Origin of the sequence: Luedemannella helvata (assembly GCF_039528415.1) — a bacterium.
GTDB lineage: Bacteria > Actinomycetota > Actinomycetes > Mycobacteriales > Micromonosporaceae > Luedemannella > Luedemannella helvata.
Genome location: NZ_BAAALS010000010.1, coordinates 133,470 through 151,993 on the forward strand (window position 1 = coordinate 133,470; position 18,524 = coordinate 151,993).

Genomic DNA, 18,524 nt, shown 5'->3' on the forward strand with positions numbered 1-18,524 from the left:
CGTCACCGGTCGGATCAGTTCTGCCGGGTCCGCGCGGCGCCGTCCGGCCAGATCACCGTCACCGGCAGGCGCATGGCCCGGGCACGGGTCACCACGTCGGCCGTGCCGCCGCTGCGGCCGCCCGCGCGTCCGTCCCAGACCGCGAGCAGCCGGTCGCTGCGGCGCAGCATCTCCATGCTGGCCTCCAGGAACGCGTCGTCGCCGGAGTGTGGTTGGGCGGTGTAGGACACCTTCGCGGCACACCGTACGAGTTCGTCGAAGTCCGACAGCGCCTCGGGCCGGATCTCCTTGTCGCGGTAGTCGCGCGCCGGCAGGATCACCTCGTAGGTGCCCCGGGTCGCGAGCACCGCCCGGGCGAAGATCTGGTCGGCGCCGTCCGCCAGGCAGGTCACCCCGCGCACCCACCCGTCGGCGTACTCCCGCAGTTCCGCGACGATGGCGTCGTAGATGAGGGCGGACGACTCGGCGGTCAGGTGGATGTGCCCGGTGATGCCGATCCGAATCATGAAGCCTCCGCCGCCGTTGGACCGGGATGATTGTGCGGCACGGGCCCACCGGTGGGAGACGCTACCGGCAGGCATCAACCGGTTGGGCGTCCGGCTGGCGCTTGGTCAGCCGGACGATTTCGAACCCCCCGTCGGCCAGGATGTCGGGCAGGTCGCGGATGGCGTCGCGGTTCTTGCGGCGGTCCTCCTCCGGCATCTCCGCCCAGTCGAGCAGGTACGGCGAGCGCCGCAGCGCGTCGTCGCGGGTGGGGCCGTAGCGCCAGCCGTCGCGCTCCTTGGCCTGCTTCCAGCGCTGCTGCTCCAGTTCGGCGAGCCGGTCGATCTCGGCCTCGGTCATCTCGAACAGGGGGCCGCCATCGATGCGCGGCACGACGACGCAGCCGATGGCGCTGAGCTTCGAGCCGATGTCGTGGGCCTGGTCGCGGTTGGCGCGGCGGCGCTCGGCGTCGAGGTGCTCCCAGTCGACGAGTTCGCTGTCGGCCGGGCCGTCGCCGGCGCGGCGGCTGTTGAGCACGTAATGCTCGTGGATGAGGCGCGCGAGGCGCTCGACGAGGTCCTCGCCGATGAGCACGGGGTCGCACGCCGCCTGGATCATGGGGAACAGGCGCAGCCGGCCCTGCACCTGGTCGAGCAGGGGATAGGTGCCGCCGCCGTCGAACGCCACGCTGAGGTCCGTGAGCTGGTAGAGCGGCACGAACACCGACCCGGGCCGGCCGTGCCACAGCCGGTGCGTGGTCAGCGCCATCTTGAGCCCATGGTTCTCGTCGCGGTAGCACAGGAACGTGCGGTCGTGCGGGGTGCGCAGGGCCCCGCCGGCCAGCGCGATCGTCAGCTCCACCGGTACCGGTGTGATCTTGCAGGTTCTCCGGAGGAACGGGTACCGCGCCGTGAGCGCGCCCACGGCCGCGTCCGCCTGCGGGGCCACGAAGTCGACCGCCAGGATCGGGTGCGCCGCCCCTCCGCTCACCCGCCAGTGCCGGGCCGCCTGCACCAGCAGCGCCTCGGCCAGCCGCGATCCGCCCGCGATGAGGATCCGGGTGGGCCGCTCCCCGAACGTGGGCAGCGGCTGGCGCTCGAACAGCACCCGCGCGGCCAGATCGTCCACGTTGAAAAAATCCAGTCGTACGCCCGGCGGCTGCGGCAGTCCGAGCCGTCGCGCCTGCAGTGACACGCACAGCTCCGGGTCGCTGATGTGCGCGTACACGGCCAGGGGCACCTCGCGGCCCTCGGCGAGCTGGCTCGCGCGCACCGCGACGGAGAGGTTGACGGCACTGTCGCCCAGCGCGACGTACACGACCTCCGCGCTGGGCACCCCGGCCGCGCACAGCACGTCCGGGTCACCGGCGTCGCCGACCACCGTCATGAGCCCGCGCTGGCGCGACTCCGCCGTGCCCACCAGCCGCTCGGCGACCACCACGACCGTACGGTTGGCGGCCCGCAACTGCGCGACCAGCGTGCGGGCCACGGGCGAGTCGCCGCAGACGACCGCGTGCGCGCTCGCCCGCCGCGCCCGCCGCCGCTGGTACTCGGCGAAGATCAGCACGCGGCCCGTCTCGATCACCGCGAAGATGGCCACCGCGGGCGCGGCGAACCGGGCGATCTGCAGGCTGACCGGCAGCCCGTCCGTGTTGTCCTGCAAGGGGTCGGGCCCCAGCACGAACAGCTGAAGGTCGAAGTAGAACAGGTTCAGCAGGGACTCGCCGGGCAGGTGCCGGTGCAGGCCGATGAAGCCGAGCACGAACGACGCCGCGGCCAGGAAGGCGAAGGTGACGACCGACTTCGTGATGTTGGGTGGGCGTCGGCCGTCGTCCGGGGGAGCTGGCACGTGGGGAATCCCCTCCGTCGACTGCGTACCTGTCTTATTGTGACCGGTCAATTACGCAATGGACGGTCTTGAAAGGACTCCCATATCCGGACGGGTTGTCGGGTTCAGGACAACTGGTCCACGGCGACACCCAGCTCGCGGGCCGTGTGCTGGCGTATCCACTCGTTCAGCTGCTTGCGGGCGATCACCCGTTCGTGGACGGTGACCTGCACGGCGAGGCCGTCGATGAGCGCGGTGACGCGCCACGCCGCGCCGGACGGGTCCGCGCAGGTGAAGGTGCCGTCCGCGCAGCCGGCGGCGATCACCTCGGTCAGCGCGTCCTTCCAACGCAGGTCCAGCCGCCGGGAGACCTTCTCCAGCTCGGGGACGCGCAGCGACTCCGACCAGCAGTCGATCCACATCGCCCAGGACTTGGAGCTGCCGGTCGGGGCGTACAGCTTCAGAATCTTGCGTACCTTGTCGAGCGGGCTCGCGGACGAGGAGACGACCGCGTCGAGGCGGGCGAGGTCCTGTTCGGCGGCGTAGCTGAAGGCCTGCGCGAGGAGTCGTTCCTTCGTGTTGAAGTGGTAGAAGACCAGCGCCTGGCTCACGCCCGCGGCGTTGGCGACGTCCGAGGTACGCGTGTTGGCCAGCCCGCGATCGACGATCACATCGCAGGCGGTTCGCAGCAGGGAGTCCAACCGGACTTCGGGAGATCGACGAGCCACGCTGGCAAAATAGCGCATTCCCCGTTGACTGAGCCGGCGATCAATATGAGTAATCCTCATATTGGCTTTCTGTGCAGCGGTGTGCGGTGTGCCCGGCTGCGTTGGGTGCCGTCGGGCGGGGGCGGGCCCGGACCCCCTGTCGGGAGTGTTCCGGCAGGTCGGCGCTTTGATCGATGGTCGTGATGGTCTCGATTCGACCGACTGATTGCTCAGTCAATATATGCGCGGTGGAGAATCATGGGCTGAGCAGCGGCGATACGTCCGTGTCGGCGTTCCCACGAATGTGACGCATGCCACGACCGCGGGTACCGTGCCGGCCCCGCGTGCGCGCTCGCGCGCGCTCCCTGCCCGTACTCTGGCTCCGTGATTCTCCCCCCGAGCACCCGCCGGCGGACCACGGCCCTGCTGATCGCGGCCCTCATGGCCGCCCCCATGGCCGCGTGCGACAACCAGAGCGACCCACCCGCCGCCGCCCCCACGGCCGCGGCGACGCGGTCGTCCCCGACCGCGACCCCGTCGCCGACCGGCCCGGCCGAGTTCACCCTCGCCTTCGCCGGCGACATCCACTTCGTGGAACGCACCCGCGGGCTGCTCAAGAACCCGGCCACCGCGCTCGGCCCCATCGGTGACGTGCTCGCCGACGCCGACGTCACCATGGTCAACCTGGAGACGGCCATCACCGAGCGGGGCACTCCGGAACCCAAGCGGTTCCACTTCCGCGCGCCCGACTCCGCCTACCCGGCCCTCGCCGCCGCGGGCGTCGACGTCGTATCGCTCGCCAACAACCACGCCCTGGACTACGGCCGCGTCGGCCTCACCGACACGCTCGAATCCGCCGAGGAGGCCGGGATGCCGACGGTCGGCGCGGGCCGCACCGCCGCCGACGCGTACGCGCCGTGGATCGCCGAGGTCAAGGGCGTGAAGGTCGCGTTCCTCGGCCTGTCGCAGATCGCCGAACTGGCTGACCGCTGGGCCCCCGCCGCCAACCGCTCCGGCGTCGCCATGGCGTTCGACGAGAAGCGATCCGTCGCCGCGGTCAAGGCCGCGCGGAAGAAGGCCGACATCGTGGTCGTGTACCTCCATTGGGGGTACGAGGGCGTCGAGTGCCCCAACAGTCAGCAGAAGAGCTTCGCCGGCGTCCTGTCGCGCGCCGGCGCCGACCTCATCGTCGGGGTGCACTCCCACCTCCTGCAGGGCGGCGGCTGGCTCAACAAGAACACCTACGTGCAGTACGGCCTGGGCAACTTCGTCTGGTGGCGCGACGACGCGTGGAGCAACGACACCGGCGTCCTGAAGGTCACCTTCCGGGGTACCTCGATCAAGAAGGCCGAGCTGATCCCCGCCGTCATCTCCCGCAAAACCGGCCAACCCATCCCCGTGAAGGGCGCGGAAGCCAAGCGGGTCACCAAGAAGTACGACGGCCTACGCCGCTGCACCGGCCTCGTGTCCTCGCTGTCCTGATCTTCTGGTACGCAAGAGGCCAGAGGGACGAAACGCGGCGCGCCGGGCGACCCCCGGTTTGGCAGGAGGGGGAGGGCTCGGCTAGAGTTTCGTCCGTCACCGGGAAGCACTCCGGAAGACAAGCGGACGTAGCGCAGTTGGTAGCGCATCACCTTGCCAAGGTGAGGGTCGCGGGTTCGAGTCCCGTCGTCCGCTCGCGAGGCCGACGTACTCCTCGGACGCGTTGGTGGAGTGGCCGAGAGGCGAGGCAACGGCCTGCAAAGCCGTGTACACGGGTTCAAATCCCGTCTCCACCTCGGCTAGGCGAGCGCTAAGCTCGCCGTTGCTAGGGCGATTGGCGCAGTGGGAGCGCGCTTCCTTGACACGGAAGAGGTCACTGGTTCAAACCCAGTATCGCCCACCATCTATTTTTGCAGTTCATGTGGCCTGTTACTGGTGATCCGGTAGCAGGCCTTTCGCTGTCTGGGCCTTACCTGGGGAGCATGCGGGGAGCATGGCCGCTCCCCGGGGGTGACAGCTTCCGTTAGCGGATTGTCCTGCTCCCCTGTGAGCACTTCCTAGTCGGGAACGTTGTCAGTCGGGCGGGCCGCTGGCTGTGGGGGACTGTTCTGCTCCCATCGCCTTTGCAGTCCGTCGACGAGGCGCTTTTCGACGGCGGGGCTGACGTGGCTGTAGATGCCGCGGATGCCGGGCAGGCGGTGGCCGAGGCGTTTTGCTTGGGCGATCTCCGGTAAACGTGCCTCGTGGGGCAGGGGTGGCCGTGGCGTACGCCGATGGCAAACGCCATTCGATCAGGTCGATTCGCGGCCTGGTGGTTGGCGTCACGGGATAACAGCTAGTCTTCAGCTGTTTCACAGGATTGGCGACAGTTACCGTCCTTCTCGAGTGACTTTCCATTTTTTGCGAAGATCACAATGTGCGAGTGGAGTGGGCTATTTAGGCAGGTGGCCCGCTTTGTCGATCACGTTGAGTGATCTCCTTGACATTGACTATGATCACGGTCAATCTCGGCGGCACGCTTTCTTCGCTGAGGTCATGGGGGCTCGGTATGTCGCCTGTGGATAGTCGTCGTGGACGTTACGTTAGCGCCGACGTAGCGTTCGTCTTGCTGACAGCTCGTCGGCTGTCGTGGCGGTCGCGCCTCGCGGCCTGCATGAGCGTGGTTGTGTTCGCTTCGATTCTCTACGCGGTCGTGTGGCCAAAACGCGTTGTGGCAGCTCCTGCCTCGGCGCCAAAAGCGGAGTGTCCGGAGGAGCGACCGGATCGCATGGCGGCGTTGACGTCGGCTCGGTTGTGCGGTGGTCGGGTGCGTATCGGCGCGTTGACGTCGGAGACCAGTGAGTCTTACGCGACGGCGGATGGTCAGATCGAGGCGACCATGGCGGCGGGCCCGGTTCGGGTGCGTTCCGAGCAGGGTTGGCTGCCGGTCGACCTGACGCTGGTGCGTCAGGCGGATGGATCAGTGGCAGCCAAGGCACATCCGCGTGACTTGAAGCTGTCGGGTCCGCAGGCCGGATCGGGTGAACACGAGCTTGCGGCGGTCGGCAGTGGTGACGAGCGTGTGTCGATGTCGTGGACGGGCGAGCTGCCGCAGCCCGTCCTGGAGGGCAGCAAGGCGACGTATGCTGACGCGCTCCCCGGTGTGGATCTCGTTGTGCAGGCGACCCGGACAGGGTTTCAGCAGCTGCTGGTTGTGAAGGACCGTGCCGCGTTGGCCAAGGTCCGCACCGTGACGTTGCCCGTGACCGCCAAAGCCGCGGCGGACTACACGCGTGACGCCGGCGGTAATGTGGCTTTGAAAGACAAGTCGGGCAAGGTCTTCGCCCGGGTGCCGGCTCCGCAGATGTGGGACTCAAGCCTGGTCGGTGAAGACAAGTTGCGTGACCGGCGCGTGATCGCGACCACCGTGACCGAACGTGCGGCGAAGTCGAACGGCAAGCCTGGCTTTGAGCTGAAGCTCACCCCAGACGCGACCTGGCTGGATGACCCGGCGCGGGTGTTCCCGATCACGATCGATCCCACGATCAACCCCTTGTACACGACGTTCGACACGTACGTGAAGGAGGGCGAGAGCGTCGACCGCGGCGGGGAAAACGACCTTCAGTTGGGTGTGGTCGGCGGCGCGATCACCCGGGCCCTGGTGCGGTGGAACACCGAGGACCTGCGGCTGACGCGGATCACGTCGGCGACGTCGTACTTCTGGAACTGGTGGTCACCGTCCTGTACGGCGAAGTCGTGGGACATGTGGACCACGTCGCAGAACGTGGAGGGCATGGTCTGGAGTACCCAGCCGACCTGGCTGACGAAGGAGTCCTCGTCGACTGGCACGAAGGGGTACAGCTCATCGTGTAACGACGGATGGGTGTCGGTGCCGTCGACCTCGTTCTTCCAGAAGGCGGCCGACAACAACCAGACCCGCGGCTACATGGGGTTGCGCGCAACCAGTGAAACCGACAGCAACTCGTTCAAGCAGTTTCGATCCCGCAACGCAGCAGACCAGTCGCAGGTGCCGTACTCGGTCGTCACCTACAACAGCATCCCGTCTATCGGTTCGCGTTCGACGACCCCGTCGACGGCGTGTGTGACCGGCAGCGGTCGGCCGTACATCAATACCGGCACACCGAAGTTGTCCGCGGTCGCTACCGACCCTGAGGGGTCGTCGGTGATGGCGGAGTTCGAGTGGCAGACCACCGGTGGCACCGCGGTCGGGTCCTCCACAACCAGCGCTCAGGCGTCGGGTAAGAAGCACACGGTCACCATCGGTTCGGCGCTGACCAACGGGTCCAGTTATCGGTGGCGGGTGAGGGCCAAGGACACCACGACAACGGGCACGTGGTCGGCGTGGTGCGAGTTCACCGTCGACACCACCGCCCCGTCAGCGATGCCAGGGGTGTCATCGACGGACTACGCCGACGGTGTCTGGTCCGGCGCGCAACCGCTGTACACCTATACCACCGAGAGCAAGGCCTACATCCCAGGCACAACTACTACGGGGGTGACCGGCGACGAAGGACTCCAACAGATCAACCTCGGATTCACCATGCCGTACTACGGCCGCCCGGTCAGCAGCGTGTGGGTCGAGTCGAACGGGCAGGTCCACTTCTCCAGCATCAGTACGCCGAACTCAACCGTTTGCTACGACGTACCCGACACCACCGCACCTAATGACACCCTCAACGTGTTCTGCGATGACCTGGTTGTCGACGGCTCCGCCAGCGTGCGTACCGCCACGGGCGGCACGGCCCCGAACAGGTACATGGTCATCGACTGGCACAACGTCCTGCGCTTTGGCACAACCAGCGAACGACTTGACGCCGAAGCGATCCTCTACGAAAACGGTGACATCACCGTCAACTACGCCAACCTTTCGAACGCCAATGAACGAGGCGCCTACGCCATGGTCGGACTGGAGAACGCCACCGGCACACTGGGCACCCAGTACCTGCACCACGAGGCCAAGCTGCTCGACGGCACCGCGATCACATTCCGGCCCGAGACCGACATCTACAGCTACACCACACCGACCGCCACCCAGGCGTTCACCAGCGGCTCCACCGTGCTCAGCGGCCTGGCCGGCTCCGCCGGCGATGACAAGTACCAAGCCATCACCCTGCCGTTCCCCTTCTCCTTCTACAACCGCACCTACACCACCGCGCACGTCAACACCAACGGATTCGTCACCTTCACCGATCCTGGCGCCGGCGCCAACGCCCCGCTGTGCACCGACATCCCGTCCAGCACCGGACCCAACAACGCCATCAACGTGTTCTGCGACGACCTGATCACCGATGCGTCCTCATCGGTGCGGTGGGCCGTTCTCGGCAGCGCACCCGACCGGCAGGTCGTCATCGAGTGGAACAACGTCCTGCGCTACAACACCACCGACCGCATCAGCGCCGAGGTGTTCCTGTCCGAGGGCAGTAACGACATCACCTTCGCCTACAACGGCATCTCCACCACCTCGGACACAGAGAAGGGCTCCAACGCCACCGTCGGCATCGAGAACCCGTGGTCGAACCAGGCCAGCAAGTTCCTCTACCACCAGGCGCTGCTGACCAACAGCACCGTCATCCGCTACCACCCACAACCCCAAGTCCTGATCAGCCCTGGCGCCTTCACCTTCACCGCCGGCGGCATGACCGACGTCGCCTCCTATCAGTACGACCTCGACACCAACCCGCCAGCCACCACCGTCGCCGCAGACGGCCTCGGCGGCAGTGCGACCGTCACCATCAACCCGCCGTCCGACGGGGCACACACGCTCTACGTGCGCTCGGTCGACCGGGCAGGCAACGTCTCGGCCACCAGGTCCTACCAGGTCAACCTCGGCTACGGCGGCATTCTGTCACCCGAGGAAGGCGACATCTCCGCGGCGAAGGCCAGCCTGTCGGTCGCCGGTTCCACGGCGGCCACCGGGGTCACGTACCAATGGCGGCGTGCCGACACCGACGCGTGGGTCACCATTCCCGCTGCCGACGTCACCCTTGCCACTGGCGGCACGATCACCTGGCCGCTGGCTGCCACTACACCGGGTACGTTCCCCAAGCTCAACTGGAACATCGAAGCGACCCTGGCCGCTGTCGATACCCAATCTATCCCGCGCGACGGACCCCTTCAGTTGCGTGCCATCTTCAACACCGGCCCGACATCATCGGTGAAGATCAGGTTCGATCGGAATCAGGCCTCGGCGGCGTCCGCTGATATGGGTCTGGGCTCGGTGAATCTGTTGACCGGGAACCTGTCCGTGGGTGGCGCGGACGTTTCGGTACGTTCGTACGGTTCAGACTTGACCGTGTCACGTACGTATAACAGTCGGCAAGCAGGCGCGACGGATCCGGCGAACATGTTCGGTCCTGGCTGGGTATCCAGCGCGGTCGCGTCTGACAGCGGTGCCCCGTACACCGGCCTGCAGGTTTACGGGTCGCTCGTGCAGGTCGGCCTGCCGGACGGAGGCACAGTCGGGTTCACGCAGACCACAGGTGCGTCCGCAACAAACCGCACGTACACCGCGGAGACGGGGTCGGAGGGTCTGACACTCACGTACGCTGTTTCCGGTGACACATACACGTTGAGGGACATTGACGGAAACACCGTCACGTTCACGCACGTGGCCGGTGCGGCGGCGGAGTTGTACAACCCGACGACGGTAACGGAGCCTGGCTCTGGGCAAAGCACGGCCATCTCATGGGAGAAGGTCAGTGTCGGCGGCGTCGGAGTCGTGCGTCCTACTCGGTTGCTCGCGCCGGTCCCAGCTGGGGTCACCTGCACGACGCTGGTGCGTGGATGTCGCGCGTTGACCTTCACCTATGCCAGTACCACTACGGCGACGGGCACGACGCAAGCTGCCTGGGGTGACTACGCAGGGCGGGCCTCTCAGATCTCCTTTACCGCCTGGAACCCCGATACGTCGCCGCCGGCCATGGCTACGGTCGTGATGTCGCGTTACGCGTACGACACGAATGGCCGGCTTCGCCAGCAGTGGGATCCGCGGCTGGACTGGAGCGACAACTCGACCACGCCATCGACCGTGCGTCACCTGGACATGGTCTATGACTACGATGCCGATGGGGTGATGACCGCTGCCAGGCCATCTGGACAGCAGCCATGGCAGTTCAGCTACACGACGCTGCCCTCGGATCCCGGCAAGGGTCGCCTTGCGACAATTTCCCGGTCGGCGCTGACGGCGGGTACGGCGACGACTACCGTCGTCTATAAGGTTCCGACTTCGGGTGCGAATTCGCCGTGGAACATGTCGGCGTCGCAGACCACCCGTTGGGGTCAAAACGAACCGCCCACGGATGCCACCGCTGTCTTTCCGCCTACGCAGCTCCCCGGCGGCAGCCAAGCAGCCGGCACTCTGCCCACTGACTACGCCCGCGCAACCACCACCTATATGGATGCGAACGGCCGTCAGGTCAACACCGTGGATCCCGCGGGTGCCACCACCGCTACCTGGTTCGACCGCTTCGGCAACTCCACACGCAATATCACGCCAGGCAACATCCGTCGTGCCCTGGACGCGTCGGCGTCTGACACGGCAGCCCAAGAAGCTGCCACAGCGCTGCGCGAGTCGAGTGTCGATGTCTACGCCGCTGACGGCACTAGGCTACTCGAGAGCTTCGGGCCCGAGCGCGATGTAGTTCTGCCCGATGGCAGTCTTGTCCGGGGTCGCACTCACGGCGCCTTTACCTATGACCAGGGTGCCCCTGCCAGTGGTGGCCCTTTCCATCTCGTTACGAAGGAGACGGTGAGCGTTCAGTACCTCGGAGCCGGTGGCACACTAATCGACGCCGACACGCGAACGACGACAACTTCCTACGACTGGACCCTGCGGCAGCCGGTCATCAGCACCATCGACCCCTCCGGGTTGGCGCTCGCCACGCGAACCACCTTCGACGCTGTGACTGGTCTTCCGACCTCTGTCACGAGCCCTGCGGGTGGAACGTCCACCAACACCCCGGCCACTATGAGTACCGTCTACTACCGGACCGGATCGGGATCCGGCTATTCGGAGTGTGACAACCGGCCGGAGTGGGCCAACCTGGTCTGCCGGACACAATCTGGCGGGCAACCGGCAAGTGGGCCTGAACTGCAGGCTTCGCTGAGTACCTACGACATGTTCGACCAGATCCGTACAACGACGGAGAAGACGTCGGCGGGTACGTTGCGCACGACGACTATTACCTACGATGGAGCTGGTCGACCCACGACGTTCGACGTCGTCGGTGCGGCCGGTACGGGGACTCCGGTTCCCACGACCCGGATTGTTTACGATCCGTCAACGGGTATGGAGGTCGGTCAGCAGAGCGTCTCCGCCGGCACTGTCGTTGCGCAGCTGACTCGCACGTTCGATTCACTGGGCAGGCTTACGGCCTACGTTGACGCCGACAACAACACCACAACGCTGACATATGATCTTTTGTCTCGCGTGGGCGTCGCCAACGATGGCAAGTCGACGAGCACGTTCACCTATGACTCCGGATCCGACCGGCGTGGTCTACCGTCGTCCGTTGTTGACGGGCAGGCCGGGACTTTCAGCAATATCACGTACAATGTTGATGGCCAGTTGGTCGGACAGACGTGGCCGGATGGCATGACGTTGGGCGTCGAATACGACGAGGTGGGCGCCCGGAAGGCGATCACGTTCACCAAGCCCGGATGCGGCTCTGGAGACTGCGTTCTCTTCGCGGAGAACGTCTCATCCTCGGTGCATGACCAGAAGCGATTCCGAAGCTCCACCCTGTCTGCGCAGGGCTACGCCTACGACGCCTCTGGTCGGCTCGAGACAGTGCTGGATGCCGTTGCGGGACAATGTGTCACGCGGGTCTATGGCTTCAACGTCGCAAGCGATCGGACAGCCCTGACTCAGTACCCGCCGACCGGTCAGGGTGACTGCCAGTCCGCAACGTCGCCGACTGCCCGCACGTACACCTACGACTCGCGCGATGCGGTGACGACCGCTGGCACGGTGTATGACTCGCTAGGACGAACCGTAACCACGGCCGCCGCCGACACCATGCTCCAGGGGTCCGGCGACGCGACGATGACCTACTCTGTCAACGACATGATTCGGTCAATCTCGCAAGGAGATCGCACAACGACATACACGCTGGATGTTCGGACCAACCGATTCCGTTCCTGGGTGGAGGCGAGTAGTTCTGGCACCATCACCAAGACGAATCACTACGCCAGCAACGGTGACAGTCCCGCTTGGACCGATGAGGGTGACGGAACGTACAGTCGGCCGATCAATGCACCGGCCGGTATCGCTGGAAATAGGAGCGGTACCGGTGCGATAGAGTGGTATCTCACGAATAGCCATGGCGACATCGTGGGAACGGTGATTCCCGGGACCGCCGGCATCGCCGCGACATTTGAGACCGACGAGTTCGGTGTTGCGCGCTCGGCTACTGACGTTGGTGAGCAACGGTACGGTTGGTCTGGTGTAGCGCAACGTTCGGGCGATACCCCAGCGGGCTTCGTGCTGATGGGTGTGCGTGTTTACAACCCAGCGACGGGACGGTTCCTGCAAGTGGATCCTGTTTCCGGGGGAAGCTCCAACAGGTATGACTACGTCGGCCAGGATCCGGTAAATCAGACTGACATCGGCGGTATGTTCAAGTGCGCGTGTGGTGATTTTCCGGGCCACAAGGTGTACCGCGGCCTGAAGGTTTGGAGTAGCCCGTGGACGTACGGAGCGTGGGGATCATTCTCTGCTTGGTTTGAGCTGGAATACTCCAGGATGAGTGCGTCCGAGAAGGCCATGAACCGTTACGCGGTCATTCCCGGTGCGGACTTGGACGCCATCTACTCAAAGATCCGGAAGCGCTTTATCTACCGGAAGTCATGCGAGGTTCTCAGCCTGACATATGTAAATTATGCAAACAAGACCCAGGTCACGTGGCGTGTTTCCAAGGAAAGGAGTGAGGAGCGGGCCAGTCGGTACAAACTGCACTACTACTGGTTCACTCCCTGGACCCACGAGGACCATGATTTCTGGGTCTACCGCAACTTTGATCAGAGATCTCACGGACCTTGGTACTCGTACCACTTGTCCACGGTAATCACGTACGTGTAGGGGTTTGGTCTCAGTGTCGCTTGCCTAGATGGAGAAGCCCGTGGAGATAGTGAGGGGACGCAGCCCGATGGGGCACCGTTCGGTGGTCGTTCGCCTGTTGCTGGCCGCAGGCGTTGTGCTGATCGTCCTGGCGATTAACATGCTTAACGTGCTGTACAACCCGATGGTTGGCCAGTTCGGCATTCTGGACGTGGCGATCATCGCGCTGCCCGGTCTGGTCTGCATCGCCCTTCTCGCTCGCGGGACTGATCTCCATCCCGCCTGGGCGTTTGTGTGGCTCGTACCCTATTTGGGCGTACTTGTGTTGTGCTATGTCGCCTGGTGTTTCACCGGAAAGAGTAGGGGGCGGGCCGGACGTCACTAGCATCACAGCTTGATGCAGTGGAACCGCCGCGGTGGCCTGAACGGCTGCCGCGGCGGTCTCGTCTTTTCGATGACCTGCGCGGTGCCAGACTTTTGCGGAGGATGCTGTACCTTGCGGGTGCCGACAACTCCATCCGCGCTGGTCAGGCGGCCCGCTCGTATTCGTGGATGATGCCGCCCAGGCGGTCGCGTCGATGGACGGCGAGGCGTGCGATCGCGCCTGGATCGATGATCGGGTCGGGCAGTGGTCGCAGCGGCCGGACGTTCGCGATGCCCCGGTGGGGTCGGTGCGCGTTGTAGTGCTGCTCGAATTCCCTCAGGGCATGTAGGAGGTGCGCCTGGTTCCAGATCAGGGTGCGGTCGAGCAGTTCGTGACGGCAGGTTTGGATCCACCGCTCCATGATCGCGTTCATGCGGGGCATCCGGACGCCGCTGAGCACGACTTCTATCCCAGTGTCGGCGAGGATCGTGTCGAACATCGCCGGGTACTTGCCATCCCTGTCACGGATCAGGAACCGCGCCCGACCGCGAGCGTCCTGCAGATCCATGGCGAGGTTGCGTACGGCTTGGCCCACCCACGCCGTGGTCGGGTGGGCAGTGGCTCCCAGAATCCGAACCCGGCGGGTGGCGTGCTCGATGACCGCGAGGACGTACATCCGTTGGCCGGTCAGGGTCACGGTGTCGAAGAAGTCGGCGGCGAGGATAGCGTCGGCTTGGGACCGCAGGAACGTCGCCCAGGTCTGGCTGCTCCGTTCGGGTGCCGGGTCGATCCCTGCTTCTTTGAGGATCTCCCACACGGTGGAGGCGGCGACCTTGATGCCCAGGGTGAGCAGCTCGCCGTGGATACGTCGGTAGCCCCACGTCGTGTTCTCCCGCGCCAAGCGCAGCACCAGCATGCGGATCGACCGCACTGTCCGTGGCCGACCGGCGCGCTTCGGACGTGAGGCGTGGGCGTGGCGTGCGGCGATCAGGTCGCGGTGCCAGCGCAACACGGTCTCGGGGCGTACCAGCAGCCGAATCTGGTGCAGCACATCGCGAGGCAGTCGGTGCAGGAGCGCGGCGAGGAAGGCCCAATCGGCCGGAGTGAACCGAACCTTCGCACCGTTCAGGTGCCGTTCGAGGACCGTGATCTGGTGGCGCAGGACCAGGATCTCCACATCCTTGGCCCGGTCACTCATCGGCAGTAGTCGAAACATCGTCAACGTGTTGGCCACGGCGAGGTAGGCCAGTCGAAGCAGCACAGCAAGGCATCCTTCCCGGACACCCGGCAGGGACGCGACCAGCCGGCTCTGTCGCTTCAAGGACCGTGGCCAGTGCGGACGCCATTCTCGGCATGCACAGGGGTCATGTCGATGAAGAACGCGCTCGGTTTCTGCGGCAGGATCAAGATCGAGGCGTTCAGGCGCAATGACTCGCTGATTGGCTACGCGCAGTCCGTCCCGTTCTGCCCGAGCTCGAACTCCAGGGCGTTCGGCGAGGGGGATCCGATGCTGGCCGAGATACCGCAGGCCTCCCTGCACAAGGTGCGGGTCTCCGCGCTCATCCAGTTCTATCCCGGGGGCAGTTGGATCTCGCAGGCCTACGCGGACGTGTTCCCGTACGAGTAGGCAACCCGATCACGGTGACCGGACCGTACCGCCCCACAAGGCGGCTACGGTCCGGTCCGCCGCGGCGTGTACAGACCGGGGAAACGTAGCTCTCTGGCGTTACCCCACGAAGCGCCGGTTCGCACGCGAGGTCGCGGCTCACCCGTCGACGGAGGCCTCCAGCTCGCGCACGGCGGCGGCGAAAGCGGGCAGCGTGGGGTGGTCGAAGACCAGGGTTACCGGAACGTCGACATCGAGCTCAGTGGACAGCCGCCCGGCCAGTTCCACGGCCGCCAGTGAGTTGCCGCCGTCCACGAAGAAGTCCGAGTGCGGCCCGACGTCGGTGACGCCGAGGATCGACACCCACGCCGCGCGTACGGCCGCTGCCGTGCCGGCAGTGCCGTCGGTGCTCGCGCTGGCGTGCGGGCCTGCGGTCGGCGCCGGCAACGCCGCCCGGTTCACCTTGCCGTTCGGGGTGAGCGGCAGCGCGTCCAGCCACACCAGGTGCGCCGGCAACATGTACGCGGGCAGCAGGTCGGCGAGGAAACCGAGCACCTCGGCGTCCGGTGGCGGGGACGTTGTGCCGACCGGCACCAGGTACCCGGTCAGGCGCATGTCTCCCGCGCCGCCCGTGACGGCCCGGCACACCGCGTCCGCGACGGACGGGAGCCGGCGCAACGCTCGCTCGACCTCGCCCAGCTCGACCCGGTACCCACGAATCTTGACCATGTCGTCCGCGCGACCCACGAGCTCGAACCGCCCGTCGGGTCGCTGGCGGGCCAGGTCGCGGGTGCTGAACAGCGGTCCGGCCGGGCCGGCGCGGAAGCGTTCCCGGTTCAGCTCGGGCCGGCCGAGGTAGCCCGGTGTGAGGGGAACGCCGCCGATGTGCATCTCGCCGACCTCGCCCCTGGCCACCGGTGCACCGTCGTCGTCGAGCAGCTCGGCCTGCGCGCCCGGGACGATGACGCCGAGGCAGGACTCATCGGCGTCCGGCCGGTCGATCAGGGCGCACGTGATGAGGGTGCCTTCGGTCATCCCGTACGTGTGGTGCATGCGGGCGTTCGGGAAGGCGGCGCAGAACACCGAAGCCAGACCCATCGGGTACCGGTCGCCGCCGGTCACCGCGTTCCGCAGGGACGGGAACGGGCGCCGCGCGTGCCGGCAGAAGGCATCCAGCGCCGGTGTGATGTAGGTCGCGAACGTCACCGCGTACCGGTCGATCAGCTCGGCCTGGTGTTCGATGTCGTGTTCGCGGCCGGGCTCCACGATGACGACCGCGGCGCCGGTGGCCAGCGGCCAGATCACCTGGCGCAGCAGGCTGACGAAGCTGGTGGGCGCCTTGAGGAAGTGCACGTCGGCGGGGGAGAGGTCGAAGTTCGCGACGACCCAGTCGAGCTGGCTGGTGTAGTTGTGGTGCGTCACGACGACGGGCTTGGGTCGGCCGGTGGATCCGGAGGTGCAGAAGATGAACGCGGCCGCGGTGGCGTCGGCGCCCGAACCGGGGTCGTCCGTCGGCTCAGCCACGTCGTCCGTCATGGTCAGCACCGTGCGTTGCCCGGGCACCGTGCCGGCCCCGGCCTCATCGGTGATCACCAACGGCGGGTTCACCTCGTCGAGAACCTGCTCCATCCGCAGCGGCGGGTCCGCTGGCGCGATGGTCAGGCAGACACCGCCGGCCCGGAGGACGGCCAGGATCGCCACCAGCAGTTCGGGTGACCGCTCCAGCACGAGCGCCACCGGGGTCCCGGCGCCGCATCCCGCGGATCGCAGCCGGGCCGCCAGCGCGGCCGCCCGGCCGACCAGCTCTCCGTAGGTGAGGCTGGGCCCTGGGCCCAGCACCACCGGTGCCTGCGGGCCGCGGAGCGCGTGCGCCCACGCGAGGTCGTCGACGCGTGGACTTTCCGCGGGGGCGAGCGCCGGCACTGGCGCATAACCTGGCGACTGGACGGACGTCATGCCGCGCCTCCTTGCAGTGTTGCGGTTGATGCCGGCTCGGAACCGATGGCCACGGCGTCGCCCAGGGCCAAGTCTCTGCTTACCGGGATGGGCTCACTGGCGCCGGCCGCCGCCCGAGCGTGCGCCTGCGCCACCCCGAACCCCAACAGCGCCAGCGTACTGGCGCCGGTGCGCCGCACCACCTCGTGGGCGGCCCCAACCCACGCCCGCGCGGCCCTCTCGCGGGCGTGCCCGTCGGCGGTGCGTAGGAGCGCGAACAGATGCGTGGTGTTCACCGCGGCGATGTCGGCCAGGTCCTCCGCGCTGGGCCGGGGGTCCACCAGCCGGTGCGGAGCCGCCGCGGCGGGCCCGGTCGCGTCGGCGAGGGCCATGCCGGCCAGTGACCGGGCCAGCAGTTCGGCGTCGACGAGGCACTTGGCGAGCGCGAAGCCCGGATGCCGCTCGCGGTACCCCGTCCAGTAACCGATGCCGGACGCGTCGCCGACCGCGAAGGCGTTGGACAGCCCGGCGACCTGGACTCCGTCGTCGGTGAGCACCCCCAGGTGGTGGTAGTGCTGGGAGATCCTCGCGTGCGTGACGTGGCCGGCCGCGTCGACCAGTCTGAGCGGTTGCGGCTGCTCCGACAGCCGTCGGGCGAGTTCCGAGAGGTGGTCGTGCGCCAGGTGCCGCGCCAGCAACGCGGAGGCCCATTCGTCCGGGCCGGTGGCACCGTGCACGACATGCCCGGCGAGGAGGTCGGTTTCCAGGCAGCCGACCCGGGGACGTCCGTCCGCGCCGCTGTTGCCGAACGGGTGGAGCATGTGCAGTGTCGACCCGACCAGCGGCAGCCCACTGTGGAACGCTACCTCGTGGGCCGAGAAGTGAATGCGTTTGTTGGTGGAGGAGAAGAGCAGGCCGGTGGCGCTGCCGGAGGCCAGCACGTACGCCGCGGCGCGGAGCATCTCGGGGGCGCTGCGGTCCAGGACGGTGAGCGCGCCGGTGACGCGGTCGCCGTCGATGTCCAGGCGGCGCAGCTCCCCGCGGACGAACTCCGCACCGACGGCCGTCGCCGCGCCCCGCAGCCAGGCCAGCACCGACCGCCCACGCCCATGCCCGGCCCGGTTCGGCCGGCCCCACTGCGGTCCGAACCATTCGGCGCGGTCGACCTGGCCGATGAAGTCGCGCCGGCGTTGCCAATGGTCCAGCTGCCCCACCAACACGTCGGCGAACACGCGCATCTGCGGCGTGCACACGCCGTCGTTGCGGTCGGCCAGGACCCGACATACCTCCTCGGCGGCGGGCCGGTCGCGGCGGTGACCGACGCCGGCCCGGATCCGCATCCCGGAGATCTGTGTGTTGCTCTCCGGCGCCGGCTTTTCAATGATCACCACCCGCAGCCGGGGACAGGCCTCGCGGATCTTGATGGCGGCCATCAGGCCGCTGAGACCGGCGCCGAACACGCACACCGTCGCTCCAGCTGCGGACACGCACTTCCCCCGTGAGTTGTGCCGTATAGCCAGGATCTACGGGGTCCACTGTGCCTATGGAGACGCGGCGATGCGA

At 66.8% G+C, this 18,524-nt stretch carries 10 protein-coding genes and 3 tRNA genes; 7 read left to right on the plus strand and 6 right to left on the minus strand.

The window, feature by feature from the left end; translation table 11 throughout:
- Positions 1–14: 14 nt before the first annotated feature.
- The 3 genes from ABD191_RS12610 to ABD191_RS12620 all read right to left on the minus strand — a co-directional run bounded on the left by ABD191_RS12610 (position 15) and on the right by ABD191_RS12620 (position 3,038).
- Entirely contained in the window at positions 15–506 is a 492-nt protein-coding gene (locus tag ABD191_RS12610) for a hypothetical protein (protein ID WP_344080563.1), read from the minus strand.
- A gap of 61 nt (positions 507–567) precedes the next feature.
- The gene (locus ABD191_RS12615) at positions 568–2,331 is read right to left on the minus strand and encodes an NAD-binding protein (protein WP_344080566.1); all 1,764 of its coding nucleotides are present in this window, start codon (positions 2,329–2,331) and stop codon (positions 568–570) included.
- A gap of 104 nt (positions 2,332–2,435) precedes the next feature.
- Positions 2,436–3,038 carry a TetR/AcrR family transcriptional regulator gene (locus ABD191_RS12620; protein ID WP_344080569.1) on the minus strand — a complete coding sequence of 201 codons (603 nt, stop codon included), beginning with the start codon at positions 3,036–3,038 and terminating at the stop codon, positions 2,436–2,438.
- Between the two features lie 363 nt (positions 3,039–3,401).
- Here ABD191_RS12620 and ABD191_RS12625 point away from each other — a divergent pair, with 363 nt between their 5' ends.
- From ABD191_RS12625 to ABD191_RS12650, 6 genes are all read left to right on the plus strand, one after another.
- Positions 3,402–4,499 carry a CapA family protein gene (locus ABD191_RS12625; protein WP_344080571.1) on the plus strand — a complete coding sequence of 366 codons (1,098 nt, stop codon included), beginning with the start codon at positions 3,402–3,404 and terminating at the stop codon, positions 4,497–4,499.
- Positions 4,500–4,621: 122 nt separating this feature from the next.
- Positions 4,622–4,694, plus strand: a tRNA-Gly gene (locus ABD191_RS12630).
- Between the two features lie 30 nt (positions 4,695–4,724).
- Positions 4,725–4,795: transfer RNA gene (locus ABD191_RS12635), tRNA-Cys, on the plus strand.
- A 32-nt stretch (positions 4,796–4,827) separates the two neighbouring features.
- Positions 4,828–4,902, plus strand: a tRNA-Val gene (locus ABD191_RS12640).
- Between the two features lie 588 nt (positions 4,903–5,490).
- On the plus strand, positions 5,491–13,077 hold the full coding sequence (locus ABD191_RS12645) for an RHS repeat-associated core domain-containing protein (RefSeq protein WP_344080573.1): 7,587 nt from the start codon (positions 5,491–5,493) through the stop codon (positions 13,075–13,077).
- 40 nt (positions 13,078–13,117) lie between these two features.
- Entirely contained in the window at positions 13,118–13,441 is a 324-nt protein-coding gene (locus tag ABD191_RS12650; protein ID WP_344080576.1) for a hypothetical protein, read from the plus strand.
- A 142-nt stretch (positions 13,442–13,583) separates the two neighbouring features.
- On the opposite strand, the gene ABD191_RS12655 is transcribed toward ABD191_RS12650, so the two are convergent.
- The gene (locus ABD191_RS12655) at positions 13,584–14,681 is read right to left on the minus strand and encodes an integrase core domain-containing protein (protein WP_344080579.1); all 1,098 of its coding nucleotides are present in this window, start codon (positions 14,679–14,681) and stop codon (positions 13,584–13,586) included.
- 105 nt (positions 14,682–14,786) lie between these two features.
- Here ABD191_RS12655 and ABD191_RS12660 point away from each other — a divergent pair, with 105 nt between their 5' ends.
- A complete protein-coding gene (locus ABD191_RS12660; protein ID WP_344080582.1) occupies positions 14,787–15,047 on the plus strand; it encodes a hypothetical protein in 261 nt (86 codons plus the stop codon).
- A 138-nt stretch (positions 15,048–15,185) separates the two neighbouring features.
- On the opposite strand, the gene ABD191_RS12665 is transcribed toward ABD191_RS12660, so the two are convergent.
- Both ABD191_RS12665 and ABD191_RS12670 read right to left on the minus strand, forming a co-directional pair.
- Positions 15,186–16,982 carry a non-ribosomal peptide synthetase gene (locus ABD191_RS12665; RefSeq protein WP_344080585.1) on the minus strand — a complete coding sequence of 599 codons (1,797 nt, stop codon included), beginning with the start codon at positions 16,980–16,982 and terminating at the stop codon, positions 15,186–15,188.
- On the minus strand, positions 16,979–18,448 hold the full coding sequence (locus ABD191_RS12670; RefSeq protein WP_344080588.1) for an FAD-binding protein: 1,470 nt from the start codon (positions 18,446–18,448) through the stop codon (positions 16,979–16,981). The genes ABD191_RS12665 and ABD191_RS12670 overlap by 4 nt, the downstream gene beginning before the upstream one ends.
- Between the last annotated feature and the right edge of the window lie 76 nt (positions 18,449–18,524).

What these genes read in the sequence shown, in the direction of transcription:
- ABD191_RS12610 (WP_344080563.1), bottom strand. Translation starts at nt 506, where the DNA reads ATGATTCGGATCGGCATCACCGGGCACATCCACCTGACCGCCGAGTCG.
- ABD191_RS12645 (WP_344080573.1), top strand. Translation starts at nt 5,491, where the DNA reads ATGATCACGGTCAATCTCGGCGGCACGCTTTCTTCGCTGAGGTCATGG.
- ABD191_RS12660 (WP_344080582.1), top strand. Translation starts at nt 14,787, where the DNA reads ATGTCGATGAAGAACGCGCTCGGTTTCTGCGGCAGGATCAAGATCGAG.
- ABD191_RS12665 (WP_344080585.1), bottom strand. Translation starts at nt 16,982, where the DNA reads ATGACGTCCGTCCAGTCGCCAGGTTATGCGCCAGTGCCGGCGCTCGCC.